General features: G+C 67.1%; 18 protein-coding genes and 2 riboswitches. Of the genes, 14 read left to right on the top strand and 4 right to left on the bottom strand.

All coding sequences use genetic code 11. The features are described 5' to 3' along the window. The first annotated feature begins 9 nt into the window (after nt 1–9). From AC1DZQ_RS08055 to gatB, 4 genes are all read left to right on the top strand, one after another. Nucleotides 10–1,530 carry a CitMHS family transporter gene (locus AC1DZQ_RS08055; RefSeq protein WP_476963016.1) on the top strand — a complete coding sequence of 507 codons (1,521 nt, stop codon included), beginning with the start codon at nt 10–12 and terminating at the stop codon, nt 1,528–1,530. Nucleotides 1,531–1,704: 174 nt separating this feature from the next. Beyond that, on the top strand, nt 1,705–2,001 hold the full coding sequence (gene gatC, locus AC1DZQ_RS08050) for an Asp-tRNA(Asn)/Glu-tRNA(Gln) amidotransferase subunit GatC (RefSeq protein WP_026537696.1): 297 nt from the start codon (nt 1,705–1,707) through the stop codon (nt 1,999–2,001). A 4-nt stretch (nt 2,002–2,005) separates the two neighbouring features. Then, a complete protein-coding gene (gene gatA, locus AC1DZQ_RS08045; protein ID WP_476963015.1) occupies nt 2,006–3,592 on the top strand; it encodes an Asp-tRNA(Asn)/Glu-tRNA(Gln) amidotransferase subunit GatA in 1,587 nt (528 codons plus the stop codon). After that, complete coding sequence (gene gatB / locus AC1DZQ_RS08040) at nt 3,592–5,097, top strand: Asp-tRNA(Asn)/Glu-tRNA(Gln) amidotransferase subunit GatB (RefSeq protein ID WP_476963014.1); 1,506 nt, start codon at nt 3,592–3,594, stop codon at nt 5,095–5,097. Before gatA ends, gatB begins: the two co-directional genes overlap by 1 nt. A 3-nt stretch (nt 5,098–5,100) precedes the next feature. On the opposite strand, the gene AC1DZQ_RS08035 is transcribed toward gatB, so the two are convergent. Further along, on the bottom strand, nt 5,101–6,009 hold the full coding sequence (locus AC1DZQ_RS08035) for a LysR family transcriptional regulator (RefSeq protein ID WP_018774590.1): 909 nt from the start codon (nt 6,007–6,009) through the stop codon (nt 5,101–5,103). Between the two features lie 167 nt (nt 6,010–6,176). Here AC1DZQ_RS08035 and tdh point away from each other — a divergent pair, with 167 nt between their 5' ends. The 4 genes from tdh (at nt 6,177) to AC1DZQ_RS08015 (ending at nt 10,132) form a co-directional block, all read left to right on the top strand. Beyond that, nucleotides 6,177–7,223, top strand: a complete 1,047-nt coding sequence (gene tdh, locus AC1DZQ_RS08030; protein ID WP_476963013.1) for an L-threonine 3-dehydrogenase — start codon at nt 6,177–6,179, stop codon at nt 7,221–7,223. Nucleotides 7,224–7,311: 88 nt separating this feature from the next. Beyond that, nucleotides 7,312–8,532: a glycine C-acetyltransferase gene (locus AC1DZQ_RS08025; RefSeq protein WP_476963012.1), complete on the top strand. Its 1,221-nt coding sequence runs from the start codon at nt 7,312–7,314 to the stop codon at nt 8,530–8,532. Between the two features lie 258 nt (nt 8,533–8,790). Further along, nucleotides 8,791–9,150: a GNAT family N-acetyltransferase gene (locus tag AC1DZQ_RS08020; RefSeq protein ID WP_476963011.1), complete on the top strand. Its 360-nt coding sequence runs from the start codon at nt 8,791–8,793 to the stop codon at nt 9,148–9,150. A gap of 439 nt (nt 9,151–9,589) precedes the next feature. Next, nucleotides 9,590–10,132, top strand: coding sequence for a hypothetical protein (locus AC1DZQ_RS08015; RefSeq protein WP_476963010.1), 543 nt, complete (start codon nt 9,590–9,592; stop codon nt 10,130–10,132). Nucleotides 10,133–10,149: 17 nt separating this feature from the next. Here AC1DZQ_RS08015 and AC1DZQ_RS08010 read toward each other — a convergent pair whose 3' ends face one another. Continuing rightward, nucleotides 10,150–10,293 carry a hypothetical protein gene (locus AC1DZQ_RS08010; protein WP_476963009.1) on the bottom strand — a complete coding sequence of 48 codons (144 nt, stop codon included), beginning with the start codon at nt 10,291–10,293 and terminating at the stop codon, nt 10,150–10,152. Between AC1DZQ_RS08010 and AC1DZQ_RS08005 the strand changes: the two genes are divergently transcribed. Further along, on the top strand, nt 10,292–11,425 hold the full coding sequence (locus AC1DZQ_RS08005) for an NAD(P)/FAD-dependent oxidoreductase (RefSeq protein WP_476963008.1): 1,134 nt from the start codon (nt 10,292–10,294) through the stop codon (nt 11,423–11,425). The two genes, AC1DZQ_RS08010 and AC1DZQ_RS08005, sit on opposite strands and share 2 nt — an antisense overlap. Nucleotides 11,426–11,436: 11 nt before the next feature. Beyond that, the gene (hutI, locus tag AC1DZQ_RS08000; protein ID WP_476963007.1) at nt 11,437–12,654 is read left to right on the top strand and encodes an imidazolonepropionase; all 1,218 of its coding nucleotides are present in this window, start codon (nt 11,437–11,439) and stop codon (nt 12,652–12,654) included. 31 nt (nt 12,655–12,685) lie between these two features. On the opposite strand, the gene AC1DZQ_RS07995 is transcribed toward hutI, so the two are convergent. Continuing rightward, the gene (locus AC1DZQ_RS07995) at nt 12,686–13,366 is read right to left on the bottom strand and encodes a histidine phosphatase family protein (protein WP_476963006.1); all 681 of its coding nucleotides are present in this window, start codon (nt 13,364–13,366) and stop codon (nt 12,686–12,688) included. Nucleotides 13,367–13,465: 99 nt separating this feature from the next. On the opposite strand from AC1DZQ_RS07995, the gene AC1DZQ_RS07990 reads away from it, so the two are divergent. Further along, entirely contained in the window at nt 13,466–14,233 is a 768-nt protein-coding gene (locus AC1DZQ_RS07990; RefSeq protein ID WP_476963005.1) for a CPBP family intramembrane glutamic endopeptidase, read from the top strand. Between the two features lie 124 nt (nt 14,234–14,357). On the opposite strand, the gene AC1DZQ_RS07985 is transcribed toward AC1DZQ_RS07990, so the two are convergent. Beyond that, the gene (locus AC1DZQ_RS07985; RefSeq protein WP_026266630.1) at nt 14,358–14,996 is read right to left on the bottom strand and encodes a VOC family protein; all 639 of its coding nucleotides are present in this window, start codon (nt 14,994–14,996) and stop codon (nt 14,358–14,360) included. A gap of 170 nt (nt 14,997–15,166) precedes the next feature. Beyond that, nucleotides 15,167–15,282, top strand: a riboswitch (SAM riboswitch). A gap of 62 nt (nt 15,283–15,344) precedes the next feature. On the opposite strand from AC1DZQ_RS07985, the gene AC1DZQ_RS07980 reads away from it, so the two are divergent. The 3 genes from AC1DZQ_RS07980 to AC1DZQ_RS07970 all read left to right on the top strand — a co-directional run bounded on the left by AC1DZQ_RS07980 (nt 15,345) and on the right by AC1DZQ_RS07970 (nt 19,621). Continuing rightward, the gene (locus AC1DZQ_RS07980) at nt 15,345–16,661 is read left to right on the top strand and encodes a bifunctional o-acetylhomoserine/o-acetylserine sulfhydrylase (RefSeq protein ID WP_476963004.1); all 1,317 of its coding nucleotides are present in this window, start codon (nt 15,345–15,347) and stop codon (nt 16,659–16,661) included. Nucleotides 16,662–16,808: 147 nt separating this feature from the next. Continuing rightward, nucleotides 16,809–16,924: riboswitch (SAM riboswitch) on the top strand. 11 nt (nt 16,925–16,935) lie between these two features. After that, the gene (gene metX, locus AC1DZQ_RS07975; protein WP_476963003.1) at nt 16,936–18,075 is read left to right on the top strand and encodes a homoserine O-acetyltransferase MetX; all 1,140 of its coding nucleotides are present in this window, start codon (nt 16,936–16,938) and stop codon (nt 18,073–18,075) included. A gap of 166 nt (nt 18,076–18,241) precedes the next feature. After that, on the top strand, nt 18,242–19,621 hold the full coding sequence (locus AC1DZQ_RS07970; protein ID WP_476963002.1) for an MFS transporter: 1,380 nt from the start codon (nt 18,242–18,244) through the stop codon (nt 19,619–19,621). Nucleotides 19,622–19,718: the final 97 nt, after the last annotated feature.

The raw sequence follows: 19,718 nt of genomic DNA, 5'->3' as shown, positions 1-19,718 counted from the left end.
ACGTCTGTAGTGCGCATCACATCGGAGTGGTGTCATTCAACGAAGAAGGAGCCGGCCGTGCTGGTATTACTAGGATTCGCCATGATCGCGGTATTCATGGTGCTGATCATGACGAAGAAGTTGACGCCCGTACTGGCGCTCATCATCGTTCCCACAGTCTTCGGGCTTTTCGCCGGCGCGGGCCTCGGCATCGGCCCCATGGTGCTGGACTCCATGAAGTCCATGACCTCCACGGCCGCGCTGCTGATGTTCGCGATCATCTACTTCGGGTTGATGATCGACGTCGGGCTCTTCGACCCCCTGGTCCGGTTCATCCTGCGCAAGCTCGGTAACGACCCCGCCAAGGTGGTCCTCGGCACGGCCATCCTCGCAGCAGCGGTTTCGCTCGACGGCGACGGCTCCACCACCTTCATCCTCACCACCGCGGCCATGCTGCCGGTCTACCTGCGGCTCAAGATGAGCCCCGTGGTCCTGACCTGCGTGGCCGGCCTGGCCAACGGCACCATGAACATCCTGCCCTGGGGCGGACCCACCGCCCGGGCCGCCTCCGCGCTGAAGCTCGACGTCAACGATGTCTTCGTGCCCATGGTCCCGTCCCTCATCGCCGGACTCATTGTGGTGCTGGTCTTCTCCTGGATGCTCGGCCTGCAGGAACGCAACCGCCTCCGCAGCACCGCTCCCGAGATCTGGGGCGTCCCGGATACAGCTGAATCGTTCGACGGCGGCACAGCCGGTTCCAGCGCGACCGGCGGTTCCGGCACTCGCGGCGGCCGCAAGGGACCCGGAGCCTCGCCCGCGGGGCTCGCCCCGGAGGGATCCTCCGTTGCCGTGCTGGAACGCACCGATTCCCTGGTTGACGACCGCGACTCCGCCATGGCCGACACCGCCCTGGACCCCAACCGCAAGACCCTCCGTCCCAAGCTGTTCTGGTTCAACCTCGGCTTGACGGTCGCGGTCATGGTGACGCTCGTCGCCAACGTCGTTCCGCTCCCGTTCGTCTTCATGGTCGGCTCCGCCATCGCCCTGCTGGTCAACTTCCCCAAGGTCAAGGACCAGAGCGCCCAGCTGATCGCGCACGCACCATCGATCGTCGCCGTCGTCAGCATGGTCATGGCCGCCGCCGTCCTGACCGGCGTCCTCAACGGCACGGGCATGGTCAAGGCAATGTCGGAATGGCTGGTCCAGATCATTCCGTCCGACATGGGCCCGCTGATGGCCATCATCACCGGTGTCCTGAGCATCCCGATGACGTTCTTCATGAGCAACGACGCCTTCTACTTCGGCGTCCTGCCGGTCCTGAGCGAGACGGCGGCCCACTACGGCGTCAGCGCCGCCGAGATGGCTCGCGCTTCCATCACCGGCCAGCCCTTCCATCTGCAGAGCCCCCTGGTCCCGGCCATCCTGCTCCTGGTCTCCCTCGCCAAGGTGGACCTGGGCGACCACCACAAGAAGGTCCTCTGGCGCACGGCCGTGATCTCCCTGGTCATGCTCGGCGTAGGAGTCCTCACCGGAGCCATCGGCATCGGCTAGCAAACCCAACAACACCAAGCAACGCGGGGTCACTACGGCCCATTCGGGACCTCCGGATGGGCCGTAAGTGACCCCGCGTTGCTTGTGGTCGTCGTTCCAGGCGCCGGACAGTAACCACGGTTCAACCCACGTAGACTGGGACGGAAAATTATCCATACTTTGCAGGGGAGATCCATGGCTGCGATCAACCGCGACGACGTCGCGCATCTCGCGCAACTCGCGCACATCGAGATGAGTGCTGAAGAGCTGGACAGGATGGCCGGCGAACTCGCCGTCATCGTGGATTCAGTGAAGTCCGTCAGTGAAGCCGCCGGTGATGACGTCCCGGCCACGTCCCACCCGATTCCGCTGACCAATGTGTTCCGTGAGGACGTCGTGGGCCACACGTTTACGGCCGAGCAATCCCTCTCCGGTGCCCCCGACGCGTACGAAGGCCGTTTCAAGGTCCCGGCAATCCTGGATGAGGACTAAGACCATGACTGAGAACAACGAACTGATCCGCCTCTCCGCCGCCACACTCGCCGAGAAGCTGGCAGCCCGCGAGATCACCGCCGTCGAGGTCACCCAGGCATACCTGGACCGCATCGCCGCCGTCGACGGCAAGGTCCACGCCTTCCTCCACGTCAACGCCGACGAGGCGCTCGCCGTCGCCGCCGAAGTTGACGCGATCCGCGCCGCCGGCGGTGCCGCCGCCGCAGAGCTGCACGTGCTCGCGGGCGTGCCGATCGCCGTCAAGGACCTCATCGTCACAATCGGGCAGCCCACCACGGCCGGCTCGAAGATCCTCGAAGGCTGGCACAGCCCCTACGACGCCACCGTCGTCGAGCGCCTGCGCGCCGCCAAGATGCCGATTCTGGGCAAGACGAACCTCGACGAGTTCGCGATGGGCTCCTCCACCGAACACTCCGCCTACGGCCCCACGCACAACCCGTGGGACCTTGACCGCATCCCCGGCGGCTCCGGCGGCGGCTCCGCTGCCGCCGTCGCGGCCTTCGAAGCCCCGCTGGCCCTCGGCACCGACACCGGCGGGTCCATCCGCCAGCCCGGCGCCGTCACCGGCACGGTCGGCGTCAAGCCCACCTACGGCGGCGTCTCCCGCTACGGCGCCATCGCCATGGCCTCCTCGCTGGACCAGATCGGCCCGGTGTCCCGCACCGTCCTCGACTCGGCCCTGCTGCACCAGGTGATCGGCGGGCACGACCCCCGCGACTCCACCTCGCTGCCGGATCCGCTCGAGGACCTCGTGGCCGCGGCACGGACCGGCAACGTCGAGGGCATGAAGATCGGCATCATCAAGGAGCTCCACGGCGAGGGCTACCAGGCCGGCGTCGAGAACCGCTTCAACGAATCCCTCGAGCTGCTCAAGGGCGCGGGCGCCGAGATCGTCGAGGTTTCCTGCCCCAACTTCAAGTACGCCCTGGGCGCCTACTACCTGATCATGCCCTCCGAGGCGTCCTCCAACCTGGCTAAGTTCGACGGCGTCCGCTACGGCATGCGGGTCCTGCCCAAGGACGGTCCCATGACGATCGAACGGGTCATGGGCGCCACCCGCGCCGCCGGCTTCGGCGACGAGGTCAAGCGCCGCATCATCCTGGGCACCTACGCCCTGAGCGCCGGCTACTACGACGCCTACTACGGCTCGGCCCAGAAGGTGCGCACCCTGATCCAGCGCGACTTCGACGCCGCCTTCGAGAAAGCCGACGTGCTGATTTCCCCGACGGCGCCGACCACGGCGTTCAAGCTGGGCGAGAAGCTCAACGACCCGCTGGCGATGTACCTCAACGACGTCGCCACCATCCCGGCCAACATGGCAGGCGTCCCGGGCCTGTCCCTGCCCGGCGGCCTGGCCGACGAGGACGGACTGCCCGTGGGCATCCAGCTGCTGGCCCCGGCCCGCCAGGACGCCCGGCTCTACCGCGTCGGAGCGGTCCTCGAATCCCTGCTCGAGGCGCAGTGGGGCGGCCCGCTGCTGGACCGTGCCCCTTCATTGACGGCTCCGTCACTGACCGATTCCGCACCGGCGGCTGCTGGCGCCCCCGCGAGCCACGGAGGTTCACACTAATGACTGACGCAACCCTCAGCTTCGAAGAGGCGATGGAGAAGTACGATCCCGTCCTGGGTTTCGAGGTCCACGTGGAGCTCAACACCAAGACCAAGATGTTCTCCTCCGCGCCGAACGTCTTCGGCGACGAGCCGAACACCAACGTCAACGAGGTGGACCTCGGCATGCCCGGCGTGCTGCCGGTGGTGAACAAGACCGCGATCGAGTCCTCGATCAAGATCGGCCTGGCGCTGAACTGCAAGATCGCCGAGAAGTGCCGCTTCGCCCGGAAGAACTACTTCTACCCGGACACCCCGAAGAACTTCCAGACCTCCCAGTACGACGAGCCCATCGCGTACGACGGCTACCTGGACGTCGAACTCTCCGACGGCACCGTGTTCCGCGTCGAGATCGAACGCGCGCACATGGAGGAGGACGCCGGCAAGCTGACCCACATGGGCGGCGCCACCGGCCGCATCCAGGGCGCGGACTACTCCCTGGTGGACTACAACCGTTCCGGCGTGCCGCTGGTCGAGATCGTCACCAAGCCGATCGAGGGCGCCGGCAGCCGCGCGCCCGAGCTCGCCAAGGCCTACGTGGCAGCCGTCCGCGAAATCGTCAAGAACCTCGGGGTCTCCGACGCCAAGATGGAACGCGGCAACGTCCGCTGCGACGCCAACGTCTCGCTCCGCCCGCACGGCCGGGAACGGTTTGGCATCCGCTCGGAAACCAAGAACGTCAACTCGCTGCGCGCCGTCGAACACGCCGTCCGCTACGAGATCCAGCGGCACGCCGCCGTGCTGGACTCCGGCGAGCCGGTCACCCAGGAAACCCGCCACTGGCACGAGGACACGCGGACCACGACGTCGGGCCGGGCCAAGTCCGACGCCGACGACTACCGCTACTTCCCGGAACCTGACCTGGTTCCGATCACCGCGTCCCGTGAATGGGTCGAGGAACTCCGCGTCACCCTGCCCGAGCCGCCGGCCGCGCGCCGCAAGCGCCTGCAGGCCGACTGGGGCTACTCGGACCTGGAGTTCCGCGACGTCGTCAACGCCGGCGTCATGGACGAGATCGAGGAAACCATCGCCGCCGGCGCCACGGCCACCGTGGCCCGCAAATGGTGGATGGGCGAGATCGTCGGACGCGCCAAGAACGCCGACGTCGATCCCGGCCAGCTCGGCGTCGCACCGGCCACCATCGTGGAACTGAACAAGATGGTGGAGGACGGCAAGATCAACAACAAGATGGCCTCCGAGGTCCTGGACGGCGTGCTCGCCGGCGAGGGCACCCCGGCGGAAATCGTCGAGAAGCGTGGCCTCGCCGTGGTCTCCGACGACGCACCCCTCCTGGAAGCCATCGACGCGGCCCTCGCCGCGCAGCCCGACGTCGCGGACAAGATCCGCGGCGGCAAGGTCCAGGCGATCGGCGCGATCGTCGGCGGCGTCATGAAGGCCACCCGCGGGCAGGCCGACGCCGGCCGCGTCCGCGAGCTGATCCTCCAGCGCCTCGGCGTCGAAGGCTAGGCCCTAGCCGCCCACTAAATCGGTCATGATGGTCTGCAGCGCTTCGCAGACCATCATGACCGATGTGCGTTTAAGGTTCTCCGGCCGGGCCAGGACATCGATCCGGCGCCGGGTGCTGATGCCCTCCAGCGGCCGCAGCACAATGTCCGGGTTCAGCACCGGCCGCGCGGTGTGCCGCGGCAGCAGGCCGATCACGCCGCCGGCCGCCACGAGCGCCGCCACGGTCGAGTAGTCGTTGATGCGGTGCACGATGTTCAGCTCGCGGCTGGAGACCGCCGCGACGGCGGAGAGCACGTCGGCGGGGGAGTAGCCGGCGCGGCTCGTCACCCAGGGTTCGCCCACGACGTCGTCAGCCGTCACCGCCCGCTGGCCGGCCAGCCGGTGCCCGGCCGGCAGCGCCACGTCCAGCGGCTCGTGCGCGAGCGGGATCACGGCAACGCGTTCCTCGGGCCAGCGCGGGCTGTGATCCATCCGGTGCGCCAGGACCAGGTCATAGCGCGCCGTCAGGGCCGGGAAATCCTGCTGCGCGACGTCCTCGTCGGAGAGCAGGATCCGGGGTTGGCCGGGGCCGTCCAGGAGCCGGGCCAGCGGCGCGAACAGCGCCTGCCCGGCACTGTGGAATCCGCTGAGCGTCACCGGCGCGACCGGCGAGCCGTGGTAGGCGCCGATCGCCATCTTCGCATCCGCCATCGCACTGACCACCGCGGCTCCGGCGTCCGCCAGGACCTGGCCGGCCTCGGTGAGCACCAGGTTCCGGCCCTCCTTGCGGGTCAGCGGCACCTCTACGGTCTTCTGCAGGGCGGCCAATTGCTGGGACACGGCCGACGGCGTCACGAGGAGGGTTTCGGCGACGGCCTTGACGCTGCCCAGGGCTCCGAGTTCGCGCAACATCTCCAGCTGGTGGATTTCCATGCCAGCCATTCTATGCAACAGCAATTCCTAATTCGTCGATTGAGAAAAATTCGGTTGTGCTAATGCTTTCTGGTGGGTCTAATGGGGTGAGTTGTCCCACACGCCCGTGCCACGCAGCGGAACAGAACGCGCGGAGCAGAAACCGAAAAGCACAGTTAGGAAGGCCCATGAAGGCTCTCTACAAGGCCGGCGCCCACGCAGGGTTCGAGCTCGTCGACCGTCCCGAGCCGAAGACCGGCCCCGGCGACGTCAAGATCCGCGTCATGACCACCGGCATCTGCGGCACGGACCTGCACATCCAGGCCTGGGACGCCTGGGCCCAGGGCATCATCAATGCCCCCCTGATCGCCGGCCACGAGTTCTACGGCGAGGTCGTGGAGACCGGCGAGGACGTCCTGGACGTCAAGGTGGGGGACCGGGTCTCCGGCGAAGGCCACATCGTCTGCGGGATCTGCCGCAACTGCCGCGCCGGCCGCCGGCAGATGTGCATCAACACCGTCAGCGTCGGCGTCCAGCGCGACGGCGCCTTCGCCGAGTACGTGGTGATCCCCGAGACCAACGTCTGGGTCCACCAGGATCCCTCCGTCACCCCGGAACTCGGCGCGATCTTCGACCCCTTCGGCAACGCCGTCCACACCGCCCTGAGCTTCCCGCTGGTCGGTGAGGACGTCCTGATCACCGGGGCCGGACCCATCGGCCTGATGGCGATCGCCGTCGCACGGCACGCGGGCGCCCGCAAGATCGCGATCACCGACGTCTCCGCGCCCCGGCTGGCACTGGCCCGCCAGCTCGGCGTCGACCTCGCGATCGACGTCTCGAAGATGCGCGTCAAGGACGCCCAGCGCGAACTCGGCATGCGCGAAGGCTTCGATATCGGCATGGAAATGTCGGGACACCCCACCGCGCTGCCTGAGATGATCGACAACATGAACCACGGCGGCCGGATCGCGATGCTGGGACTGCCCAGCCAGTCCATCGACATCAACTGGGGCAAGGTGGTCACGCACATGCTGACCATGAAGGGCATCTACGGCCGCGAAATGTTCGAGACGTGGTACGCGATGAGCGCTATGCTCTCCTCCAGCCCGGCCCTGCACGCGAACATCTCGGCCGTGGTCACGGACACGCTGCCGGCCACCGACTGGGAAAAGGGATTCGAGGTGGCCCGCGCCGGCGTCGGCGGCAAGGTGGTCCTCGACTGGACCGTCTTCTAGGCCAGCCAGTTTCAGAAGCCCCTGCCAGACACCCCCTTCCCGATCCGCACGAATTGCCCCCGCATCCAACCAGCTGAGGAGCCAACCCATGTATTCCGCCATCAAGGACCAGCTGCAGCACGAACTCGATGAGATCCGCAGCGCCGGACTGTTCAAGACCGAGCGGCACATCGACTCGCCGCAGGCCAACCGGATCAAGGCCGGGCAGATCGGCGAATCCGGCGCCGACGTGCTGAACTTCTGCGCCAACAACTATCTGGGCCTCGCCGACCACCCGGACATCATCGCCGCGGCGAAGACCGCGATGGACGAGCGCGGCTTCGGCATGGCCAGCGTGCGCTTCATCTGCGGCACTCAGGACCTGCACCTGGCCTTGGAGCAGCGCGTCTCGGCGTTCCTCGGCACCGAGGACACCATCCTGTTCTCCAGCTGCTTCGACGCCAACGGTGGCGTGTTCGAGTCCCTCTTCGGCCCGGAAGACGCCGTCATCTCCGACGCCCTGAACCACGCCTCCATCATTGACGGCATCCGGCTCTGCAAGGCCCAGCGCTTCCGCTACGCCAACCAGGACATGGCGGACCTCGAGGCAAAGCTGATCGCGGCCACCACGCAGGAGAACCCGGCCCGCCGCAAGATCATCGTCACGGACGGCGTCTTCTCGATGGACGGCTTCCTGGCCCCGCTCGAGGCGATCTGCGACCTCGCCGAAAAATACGACGCCTTGGTCATGGTGGACGATTCCCACGCGGTGGGCTTCATGGGCGCCACCGGTGCCGGCACGCCGGAACACGCCGGCGTCTCGGACCGCGTGGACATCTACACCGGCACGTTCGGCAAGGCCCTCGGCGGCGCGTCCGGCGGCTACGTCTCCGGCCGCAGTGAAGTCATCGCGATGCTCCGCCAGAAGGCCCGCCCCTACCTGTTCTCCAACTCGCTGGCCCCGGCGATCGTCGCGGCCACGCTCAAGGCCCTGGACCTCGTGGAAAACTCCGGTGAACTGCGCGGCAAGCTCTTCGCGAACGCTGAGCTCTTCCGCAACCGCATGAGCGAGGAAGGCTTCGACCTGCTCCCCGGCGAGCACGCGATTGTCCCGGTGATGTTCGGCGACGCCGTCATGGCGGCCAAGGTGGCCGACGCCATGCTCCACAACGGCGTCTTCGTCACGGCGTTCAGCTACCCGGTGGTGCCCAAGGGCGCCGCCCGGATCCGCGTCCAGCTCTCCGCTGCGCACAGCACGGACGACGTCGAGGCCTGCGTCCAGGCGTTCGTCCGCAGCCGCGCGGCTGTCGCCGCAGCCGGCGCCGCCTGATCGCTGAGGCCGGGCTCCACGGGGCCCGGCCTCACTCCAGGGGCCCGGCCTTGCTCGTTTATCCCGGCTTCCCGCCAGTGGCTTGTCCGCGGGACATGCCCAGCTCCGGCAGCGAGGACTGGACATAATGCCACTATGTCCAACGGCCACGACCAACGAAGGGCATGTCCCGGGCCGGCCCGCGGCCTCGAGGGGACATGTCCAGTCGTGCGGACCAGGGAAGGGCATGTTCCCGGCCGGCACGCGGCCACGAGGGACATGTCCAGCGGTGCGAAACGTGGACATGGCACCTCAGCCTTCTTCGAACGATCCATTGGCACCTTTGTGGGCTACTGCGGCGTAGTCGGGGCGCCGGATCGGGACTTCGATGAACTGACTTATGTCTTCCACCAGAAGTTCTGGCGCAAAGGCTATGCAAGCGAAATCGGGCGGGAAATGCTCGCCCACGTCTTCAATATCTCCATGCTCCGGTCAATCTCCGCGACGGTCGATCCAACCAACCAGGATTCCAAGAAGGTCGCCGCCAAACTCGGAATGGTGGAGATGCCAATTGCCGACAACACTGTGAGCCACTGGACTCTTCAACGCCCCGGGACCAAACCAGACCCGCTGTCGTGATGGAGTGCGTCCCGGCGACTCGTGAAGGTTGCACGTGACAGACTTGCCGACTCTTTGTCACAAAAATGACCAGCAGGCTCCCCTAGTTAGTGGACAACCCCGATCGTAAATTGAGTGTCATCACTCGTTTCTAACCAGGGAGCTACGGTGTTCATTGGGGGAATTGCGGCGTATGCCGCAACATCACATCGATCTGCCGGCGGCCTTAGGCTGCCGGCTTTGATGTTCCGCGGGGCTGTGGCCTCCTGGCCCTTCCACTGAAATCCAACGGTATGAGACTGGTATTTTGGCTGGTCCTGGCGCTGAGCCTCCTTGTGCTTGTTGTGATGGCGACGTGGGGAAGATTTGATCTTATCCATTTGCCTGCCATACCTCTGGTCGTATCCGCCGGATTCCTGTGGCTGAGCCGACCCGGACGATGACCGGCATGAGGAAGTGGATGGCTGTTCACCGCAAGTTCGTCGTCCTACTGGGAGCCGCAGTTGTGTGGGTCGCCGGTATCGCCCTCTTCGTCAGCTGGGGTCACCCGCTGGGACGGGTGCTCGCCAACGCGGCGATGTGGGCCGTCTACATGGCAGTCCTCTGGTACTTCCAAGCACGCCGGGAACGCAACGCCGCGGCCAGGCTCGACTCCCAGGGCACGCTCCTGGTCTACATCCGCGAGCCGGATTCACGTCCCGGATCCCTCAGTGGTATCTGGAATATGGGAGTCGCCACGTTCGAGGGGACAGCGGTTATGAAGTTCCAGCCGGCCGTCTATGACACGCTCGAGCCCTCCGGCCGGCCCACAACCTTCAGCGCCCTGGCGACGGTGTCCACTGAGCCCCGGAAAATCGACCGGAAGGAGCAGAAATACATCACCCATCAAGGCTTCCAGGCCATCCGGCTCACCACCGACAAAGAGGACATCGAAGTGGCCGGCAGGCCCGATTCACTCCGAAGAATCCTCGACCTCATTACCGGCTCCCCGGCGCCGGAATGAGTCGGGGCGTGTGCGGCTTAGACCGATTCGTTCTGACCGGAGTCCGCCAGAGTGATTCCACCCACGGACCAGTGCTCTCCGGAGAAGTTCACCTCGACGCCGGCCGCACGGGCGCAGGTTTCGGCGCGGCGTGACGGGACAATCTGCAAGGATGGGACCATGTCAGCTCATTACGATGTCGTAATTGTCGGCGGCGGTATCGCCGGCCTGTCCCTTGCCTCCACACTGGCCGGGCACTGCAGCGTGGCCCTGATCGAAGCCGAGCAGACCCTGGCCTACCACACCTCAGCCCGCTCGGCCCGGCAACTGATTCCCAGCTACGGCCCGCCTGTGGTCCAGGAACTGACCGTCCGGACGCTGGACCTCATCGCCGCCCAGGACGCCGAACGTCCGGAGCCGGTGCTCACCCCGCGCAGCTTCATGCTGATCGGTGACGAGGCCACCGTCCGGGCGGAGGCCAGCGGCCACATGCACCCGATCACCCACGCCGAGGCCCTGGACCTCTGCCCGGCCCTGGTCCCGGACTCCTTCAGCGCCGCTGGCCTGGACACCGGATCCTTCGCCTGCAACGCCCCCGTGCTGCTCGAGGACCACCGGCGCCGTGCCGAGGCGGGAGGTGTGGACATCATCACCGGCGCCAGGGTCCATTCGGCCCAGCGGCTCGGCACCGGCTGGGAACTGGGCGCCGGACAGGAAGGCTTCCAGTCCGCCGTCGTGGTCAACGCCGCCGGTGCCTGGGCCGACGAGCTCGCCGTCCTCAGCGGCGTCGAGAAGCTCGGCCTGCAGCCGTACCGGCGCACCGCGGCGATCGTCGACGTCGAGAATCCGCTCCCGGAGGCCTGCCCGATGGTGGCGGCGGCCGATGACAGCTTCTACTTCCGGCCCGATAACGGCCAGGTCCTGATCTCGCCCGCCGAGCACGTGCCGAGCGGGCCCGAGGACGCCCGGCCATACTCCGGCGACGTCGAACGGCTCATCGCCCGGCTCAACACGATCACGACGCTCGGGATCCGGGGCGTCCGCACGGCCTGGACGGGGCTGCGGACGGAGGCCGCCGACGGCGTCCCTGTGATGGGGTTCGACGCCGAGGCCACCGGATTCTTCTGGCTCGCCGGTCAGGGCGGGTACGGCTTCCAGACCTCCTCCGGCATCGCGGAGCTGGCCGCCGGTCTGATCCTGGCCGGTCAGGGGTCCGCAGCGCTGGCCCCGTCTGTGCCCCCGGCTCGGGACGCTAGTCCGGCATCCCGGACAGCGGAGGCGCTGGCCGCGACCCGCTGGTCCATCCGGCGCTGAAGAATGGATCCATGAGTACCCTCATCACCAACATCGCCGAACTGATGACCCAGGACGCGGAACACCGCGTCCTCCGCGACGCGGCAGTGGTGATCGAGGGGGAACGGATTTCCTGGCTCGGTCCCGCAGCCGACGCCCCGGCCGCGGACGAAAGAGTGGACGCCGGCGGCCGGGCGCTCCTGCCGGGCTGGGTCGATTCGCACACCCACCTGATCTTCGCGGGGGACCGCACGGCCGAGTTCGAGGCCCGGATGGCGGGGCAGAGTTACAGCGCCGGCGGGATCGCCGTCACCACCGGCGCCACCCGGAGCACGAGCGACTTCGACCTGACCCGGCTGGCGATGGGCCGCGTCGCGGAGGCCGTCTCGCAGGGCACCACCTACCTGGAGACCAAAACAGGCTACGGCCTGGACCTCGAGAACGAGGCCCGCAGCGCCCGCATCGCCTCCACCGTGGCGGACGAGGTGACCTACCTGGGCGCGCACCTCGTGCCCGCCGGGATGGACGCGGAGGAGTACACGGAGCTTGTCTGCGGACCGATGCTCAGCGCAGTCCTGCCCTACGTCCGCTGGGCCGACGTCTTTTGCGAGCAGGGCGCTTTCAACGAGGACCAGTCCCGCCGGGTCCTGCAGGCCTGCAAGGACGCCGGGCTGGGGCTGCGCGTCCACGGCAACCAGCTCGGCGAGGGCCCCGGCGTCCGGCTGGCCGTCGAATTCGGCGCCGCGAGCGTGGACCACGTGAACTACCTCTCGGCCGCGGACGTCGATGCCCTCGCCACCAGCTGGTCCGGCTGGGACGCCGCCGGCGGCAGCGGCACGCGGGGCACGGTCGCCACGTGCCTGCCGGCCTGTGATCTTTCCACTCGGCAGCCGCTGGCCCCGGGCCGGGAACTGCTCGACGCCGGCGTGCAGCTGGCGCTGGCGTCCAACTGCAACCCCGGCACGTCCTACACGAGCTCCATGGCGTTCTGCGTCACCACCGCCGTGCTGCAGATGCGGCTCAGCGTCCATGAGGCGGTGCGCGCCGCGACTTACGGCGGCGCGCTGGCCCTGGGGCGGGAGGCCGGAAACGACGTCGACGGCGAACGCGCGGTGGGTTCGATCGCCGTCGGGCACCGCGCGGACCTGCACCTGCTCAACGCGCCTTCCGCCACGCACCTGGCCTACCGGCCCGGCATCCCCTTGACGCACGCGGTGTGGCGGGCCGGCGCAGCGCAGCCCGTCCGTTAGCCAGGCGGCTCGCTGATCCGGCTGCAGCCGGCTAGAACACCATGGGAGGTGCATCGAGGACTGTCTCGTCCACGCGCCTCTTCTCCCACTGCGTGAAGGGCTTGTCGAGCTCGTACTTCCCGTGCGGGGTGCGCAGCAGGGTGCGGACCTCGGCGTTCTCCGGGTTGTTCAAGGACTCGAAATATTCCACCGACCAGTGGAACCAGCGCATGCAGAACAGCCGCATGGTCAGTCCGTGCGTCACGAACAGCGCGTTCGGGGCATAGCTGGGCTTGGACCAGTGCCGGTGCAGGGTTTCCATGAAGGAGGAAATCCGGTCGTACACATCGGAACCGGACTCGCCCTCGCGGAAGCGGTAGAAGAAGTGCCCGTACGCGTTGCGGAGCTCCTTCTGGTCCTCAATGTCGCCGGCGATCTGAAAGTTGGCCCAGTCCTGTTCGCGCAGGCGCGGTTCCTCGATCACCCGCTCCACGAGCGGGCCGAGGTTCAACGCCTCCAGGGTCTGGTAGGCGCGCAGGTACGGGGAGACGTAGACGCACACCGGGCGCCCGTCCAGCTGGCGCCGGACCTCCTCCCCGGCCGCGGTGGCCTGCTCCAGGCCCAGCGGCGTCAACGGGATCCGGTAGTCCGGAACACGGTTGTAGATCGAGGTGTCGGCATTGGCGGCAGACTGGCCGTGCCGGATCATGATGATTTTCCGGGGCGCACTCATAGTCCCCAAGCATAGGGCTCCCAAAAACCCGGGGGTGCCGGCGCGGCCGGCGCCCCCGGGCACCAGCAAACTATCGGCAACTGCAGGCAAGATAGAAACATGTTGGTTCCCTCCCGCCGTCGGCTGCGGTTCGAAATGTTGATTGTCCTGGGGTTGTCTCTGGGGCAGTCCGCGGTCTACTCCCTGGTGCAGTTGCTGGACAAGATGACCACGGCACCGCTGGCCCAGGGGACATCCACGCTGAACCGTTCGCAGAGCCCGCGCGAATACTTCGACCTCACCTACCAGATGCTGGACATCTTCTTCGCCCTGGTCCCGGTGGCCCTCGTGATCTACTTCCTCACCGAACACTGGCCGGCCGGAGAGCGCGGAACCTCGGCGTTCCATAAGATCGGCTTCGACTTCGCCCGGCCCGGCAAGGACCTCCTGCAGGGGCTGGGGCTCGCCGCACTCATCGGCATTCCATCCCTCGGGCTCTACGCCGCCGGCCGGGCGCTGGGGATCACGACGTCGATCATCCCCAGCGCCCTGGACGCGTACTGGTGGACCGTGCCGGTACTGGTCCTGTCCGCGATCCGGCACGCGGTGGTCGAGGAAGTAATTGTGGTGGCGTACCTGCTGGACAGGCTCGGGAAACTGGGCTGGAGCGTGCCGGCGGCAATCATCGCCAGCGCCCTGCTCCGCGGCAGCTACCACCTGTACCAGGGGTTCGGCCCATTTATCGGCAACGCGATAATGGGCGTCATCTTCGCGCTGTTCTACATCCGGACCAAACGGGTGATGCCGCTAGTGATCGCGCACGCCATCCTGGACACCGTGGCGTTCGTGGGGTTCAGCCTGTTCGGCAAGGCCGTGGGCCTTGGCTGAGTTCCTGGGCTGAGTTCCTGGTCCGGCCCGCCTAGGCCGGCCTTAAATGATCTCGGCCGCCGTCTCCTAGGTGACATCGTTGGCACCTAAGAGATGGCGGCCGAAGCGTGGGGCAGGTGGAGCGTTAGATCGTGACCGCTCCGGAGGCGGTCTCGAAGGTGACAGAAAGGATGCCGGGAGTACCGTGCGGCGCGATCCAGTTCACGGCGACGTCTTCCAGCGGCTTTTCAACCGGTTCGCCCAGCCACTCCGTGACGCGCGCTGCAGAACCGGCAATGGTCAGTGCCGACATCTTGACATCGCTCGCGTAGGCGTTGGACGGGTGCAGTTCCGGGTCACCCTCCCACTTGAGCATGTACGGCACCTGGGGGTCGGCGATGAGCCCCAGAATGCCGATCTGCTTCCAGACCAGTTCGCGGCCGTCGGGAAACTTCCGGTTGCCGTTGACTGCGGCGCGGCCGAGCCGCTCCTCGAACGGAGCAAGATCGTCAACCTCGACGCACCAGCCCATCCAACCGCCGCCGGCTTCCGAGCGCGCCCGGACGGCCTGGCCGAACGGGGCCTTGTCTGAGGCCGGGTGGTTCAGGACCTCCACGACTTCCAGGTACTTGTGTCCCGCGAGCGGGATAATCATGTTGCGTGTCCCGAAACGGGGGTGCACTCCACCCTTCACGGCTTCAACGCCGAGGGCAGACGCAATACGTTCAGTGGTGGCTGCCAAGCCATCGTGTTCACAGGCGTAAGAGACGTGATCCATGCGCATGCCATCATCTTGGCACTTTGTGATGGACCTCTCAGCTTAGGCACCCCTAACCGTCATGGGATGTCCCGGCGCGGCGGGCGCGGCGTCCCGGGAGGCGCCGCCACGGCAACCGTCTTCATCTTCGTCACAAAGCTATCCAGGGCTCCGCCGCCATTCCTACACTGAAGCCAGGTCATGAGTGCCAGCACACAGCCCCGGCTTGCTGGCCGGCAACCCTCGTATCGCGGTGGGGTGCCCCGGGTGAAGACCTGGCCGTCCGGCGCCCGCCGGAGGGCAAGCGCGGCGCCTGTCCCGGTTCGGGCCGAAGAGCCCTGGCCGGTGCTGTGCCCAGTCCCTTGAGGAGCATCAATGTCCAACGCCTGGTCCTTTGAAACCCGCCAGATCCACGCCGGCCAGGAGCCGGACAGCGCCACCGGCGCGCGGTCCCTGCCCATCTACCAGACGACGTCGTTCGTGTTCCCCAGCGCCGAAAGCGCCGCGAACCGCTTCGCGCTCGCCGAGCTCGCCCCCATCTACACCCGGATCGGCAACCCCACCCAGGACGCCGTCGAACAGCGGGTGGCCAGCCTGGAGGGTGGCCTCGCTGCCCTGCTGCTCAGCTCCGGCCAGGCCGCCGAGACCTTCGCGATCCTCAACATCGCCGAGGCCGGGGACCACGTGGTGGCCAGCCCCAGCCTCTACGGCGGAACGTACAACCTGCTCGCCCACACGCTGAAGAAGTTCGGCATCTCCGTGACCTTTGTTGCGGACCCGGACAACCTGGACCAGTGGCGGGAGGCCGTCCAGCCCAACACCAAGCTGTTCTTCGGCGAAGTGGTCTCCAACCCCCGCCAGGACGTGCTGGACATCGAGGGCATCTCCCGCGTGGCGCACGAGGCCGGCGTGCCGCTGATCGTCGACAACACGCTCTCCACCCCCTACCTGATCCGGCCGATCGAATGGGGCGCGGACATCGTGGTCCATTCCGCCACCAAGTACCTCGGCGGGCACGGCGCCGCAATCGCCGGCGTGATCGTGGACTCCGGCAAGTTCGACTTCGGCAAGGACCCGGAGCGGTTCCCCGGCTTCAACACCCCGGACCCCACCTACAACGGCCTGGTCTACGCCCGCGACCTCGGAGCGGACGGCGCTCTGGGCGCGAACCTTTCCTACATCCTCAAGGCCCGCGTCCAGCTCCTGCGCGACCTCGGCTCCGCCGTGTCCCCGTTCAACGCCTTCCTCATCGCCCAGGGCATCGAAACGCTCAGCCTGCGCGTCGAACGCCATGTGGCCAACGCCACCCAGGTGGCGCACTGGCTGGAGGCGAGGGACGACGTCGAATCGGTCGCCTACGCCGGGCTGCCGTCCAGCCCCTGGTACGAGCGCGGCCGCAAGTACGGACCCAAGGGGACCGGCGCCGTCGTGGCGTTCAACATCGCCGGGGGAGCGGAGGCCGGCAAGCGGTTCGTCGATGCCCTCGAACTGCACTCGCACGTCGCGAACATCGGGGACGTCCGGTCCCTGGTGATCCACCCGGCGTCGACCACCCACAGCCAGCTCTCGCCCGAACAGCAGGCGATCGCCGGGGTGAACCCCGGGCTGGTGCGGCTTTCGGTGGGACTGGAGCACATCGACGACATCCTCGCGGACCTCGACGCCGGATTCCGCGCGGCCAAGGGCGCCTAGGTAAGCAGGACGGCCGGTAAGCCGGACGGCCGGCGGCCGGTCTCCCTTGAACGGGGCGGCCGGCCGCAGTGCTCTCAGAAGGCCGAGGTGTCACATGAAAGTCACAATCTTCGTGATTTCCGCACCCTGTTTCGTAGACTCGTACCAGGTCATGAGTGCCAGTGACAGCCCCGGCTTGCTGGCCGGCAACCCTCCTTTTGCGGCGGGGTGCCCCGGGTGAAGACCTGGCCTGCCGGTCAGCTGGCGGCAGGCAAGCGCAAAGTTAGGTCCTCACATGACGATTGCCGTCACCCGCACAGGTGTTCCCGAAACCAAGCCGTCCCGCCATTCGGACGGGACCGTCCAGTACGTCAGGATCGGTGACCTGCAGCTCGAATCAGGGATACCGCTGCCGGATGTGGTCCTGGCCTACGAGACGTGGGGGACCCTGAATCCGGACGCCTCCAACGYCGTCCTCATTGAACACGCCCTGACCGGCGACACACACGTGACCCGCGGCGACAGCGGGGAGCCCGGTTGGTGGGAACAGCTCGCCGGACCCGGAGCTCCCGTGGACACGGACAAGTACTTCGTCGTTTCAATCAACATCCTGGGCGGCTGCCACGGTTCCACGGGACCCTCCACCCCGGCCCCCGACGGGCGCCCCTGGGGATCGCGCTTCCCGCTCGTCACCCTGCGGGACACCGCCGCCGCCGAGGCGCGGTTGGCCGACGCCCTGGGCATCGGCAGCTGGTACGCCGTGCTGGGCGGCTCGCTCGGCGGCGCGCGCGCCCTCGAATGGGCCGTCACGTACCCCGCCCGGGTCCGGCGCTGCGCCGTGATTTCCGTCGGCGCCAGCAGCACGGCCGAACAGATTGCCTTCGCGCAGGCCCAGACCCTGGCCATCCGCCAGGACCCCCACTTCAACGGCGGAGACTACTACGGCGGCCCGGAACCCGAAGCAGGGCTCGCCCTCGCCCGCCGCATCGCGCACATCACCTACCGCTCCGCGGCCGAACTGGAGGGCCGGTTCGGCCGGAACGCCCAGGCGTCCGAGGCGCCGCTGGAAGCCGGATCGCTGGCCGGACGCGGGCGCTACCAGGTGGAAAGCTACCTGGACCACCAGGGCAGCAAGCTGGTCCGGCGCTTCGATGCGAACAGCTACATCGCCATTACCGAAGCCCTCATGAGCCACGATGTCTGCCGGGGGCGCGGAAGCCTCGGTGAGGCCCTGGCCCCGGCCACCGCCGAGTTCCTGGTGGCGGCCGTGGACTCGGACCGCCTGTATTTCCCGGCCCAGTCCCGTCAGCTGGCCGAGGCCCTGCCGGGCAGCCCGGAACTGCACATCATTGAAGCACCGATCGGCCACGACGGCTTCCTGACCGAGATCGCCCAGCTCAGCGGCCAGTTGCGGGAGACCTTCTTCGGCCACTAGGCCGGATGAGTTGTGCATTTTTGCAGATGCGCTCTGCACTAATGGCCGTTGAGGCTCAGGGCGGGAGCGTCCATACTCATGGAGAATGACGCCATGTGCCCTACATCACGGGCGTCCTCAGTCCAATGGTCCACGGGGTGTCGAAGGCGACACCGAAGGAGTTCTCATGAGTACGGAAAACGCCGCGAGGCGCGCTGAAGAAACGGACGTCAAATCGTCCGGCCTGAAGAAGGTAGTAACGGCCTCCATGGCCGGCACGGTGGTTGAGTGGTATGAATTCTTCCTCTACGCCTCCGCCGCCACCCTGGTCTTCGGCAAGATCTTCTTCCCCAATTCGGGCACGGAACTGGACGGCATCATCGCCGCGTTCCTCACCTACGCAGTCGGCTTCATCGCCCGCCCGATCGGCGGCATTGTCTTCGGCCACTTCGGCGACAAGTTCGGCCGCAAGCAGCTGCTCCAGGTCAGCATCATCCTGGTGGGCGCCTCGACCTTCGCGATGGGCTGCCTCCCCACCTTCGCGCAGATTGGCTACTGGGCCCCGGCGCTGCTGGTCTTCCTGCGCTTCGCCCAGGGCTTCGCCGTCGGCGGTGAATGGGGCGGCGCCGTCCTCCTCGTCGCAGAGCACAGCCCCAGCAAGTCCCGCGGCTTCTGGGCCAGCTGGCCGCAGTCCGCCGTCCCGCTCGGCAACCTGCTCGCCACCGCCGTGCTGTTTACGCTGTCCTCCCTGCTGTCCTCCGCCGACTTCCTCAGCTGGGGCTGGCGCGTCGCCTTCTGGCTCTCCGCCGTGATCGTGCTGGTCGGCTACTACATCCGCACCAAGGTCAAGGACGCTCCCATCTTCCTGGAGGCCCAAAAGGAAGTCGCCGTTGAGAACAAGGGCTACGGCGTGGCCGAGGTCTTCCGCCGCTACCCGCGCGGCGTCTTCACCGCGATGGGCTTGCGCTTCGCCGAGAACATCCTCTACTACCTCGTGGTCACCTTCTCCATTACCTACCTGAAGGTCATCGTCCAGACGGACACCTCGCGGATCCTGCTCCTGCTGTTGGTCGCGCACTTGGTCCACTTCGCCGTGATCCCGATGGTCGGCAAGCTCTCGGACAACGTCGGCCGCAAACCGGTCTACATGGCCGGCGCTGTCCTCGGCGGCACCTGGGGCTTCTTCGCCTTCCCGATGATGGACACCAAGAACGACTTCGTCATCCTCGCTGCGATCACCATCGGTCTGCTGTTCCACTCGCTCATGTACGCCGGTCAGCCGGCCCTCATGGCCGAAATGTTCCCGACCCGGATGCGCTACTCCGGTGTCTCGCTGGGCTACCAGGTCACCTCGATTGTGGCCGGTTCGCTGGCTCCGATCATCGCCGTCGCCCTGCTGAGCCAGTACAAGTCCTCCGTCCCGGTGGCCATCTATCTCCTCGGCGCCTGTGTGGTCACGATGGTGGCGGTGTACTTCCTGAAGGAAACCCGCGGGATCTCGCTCCGCGACGTGGACGCAGCCGACGCCCGGGGCACGGCCGATCTCCTCGCCGCCTCCAAGAAGTAGGCAAGAAGCAGCATCGAATTAACACGGCAACAGCCCGGGACCCGCACTGCGGGACCCGGGCTGTTGCCTTTTGTGCCAGCTTAGCTTCGCCTGCCAG

Source organism: Arthrobacter sp. P1_C12_2 (assembly GCF_056406415.1).
This window is presented reverse-complemented; position numbering and strand designations above follow the sequence as displayed.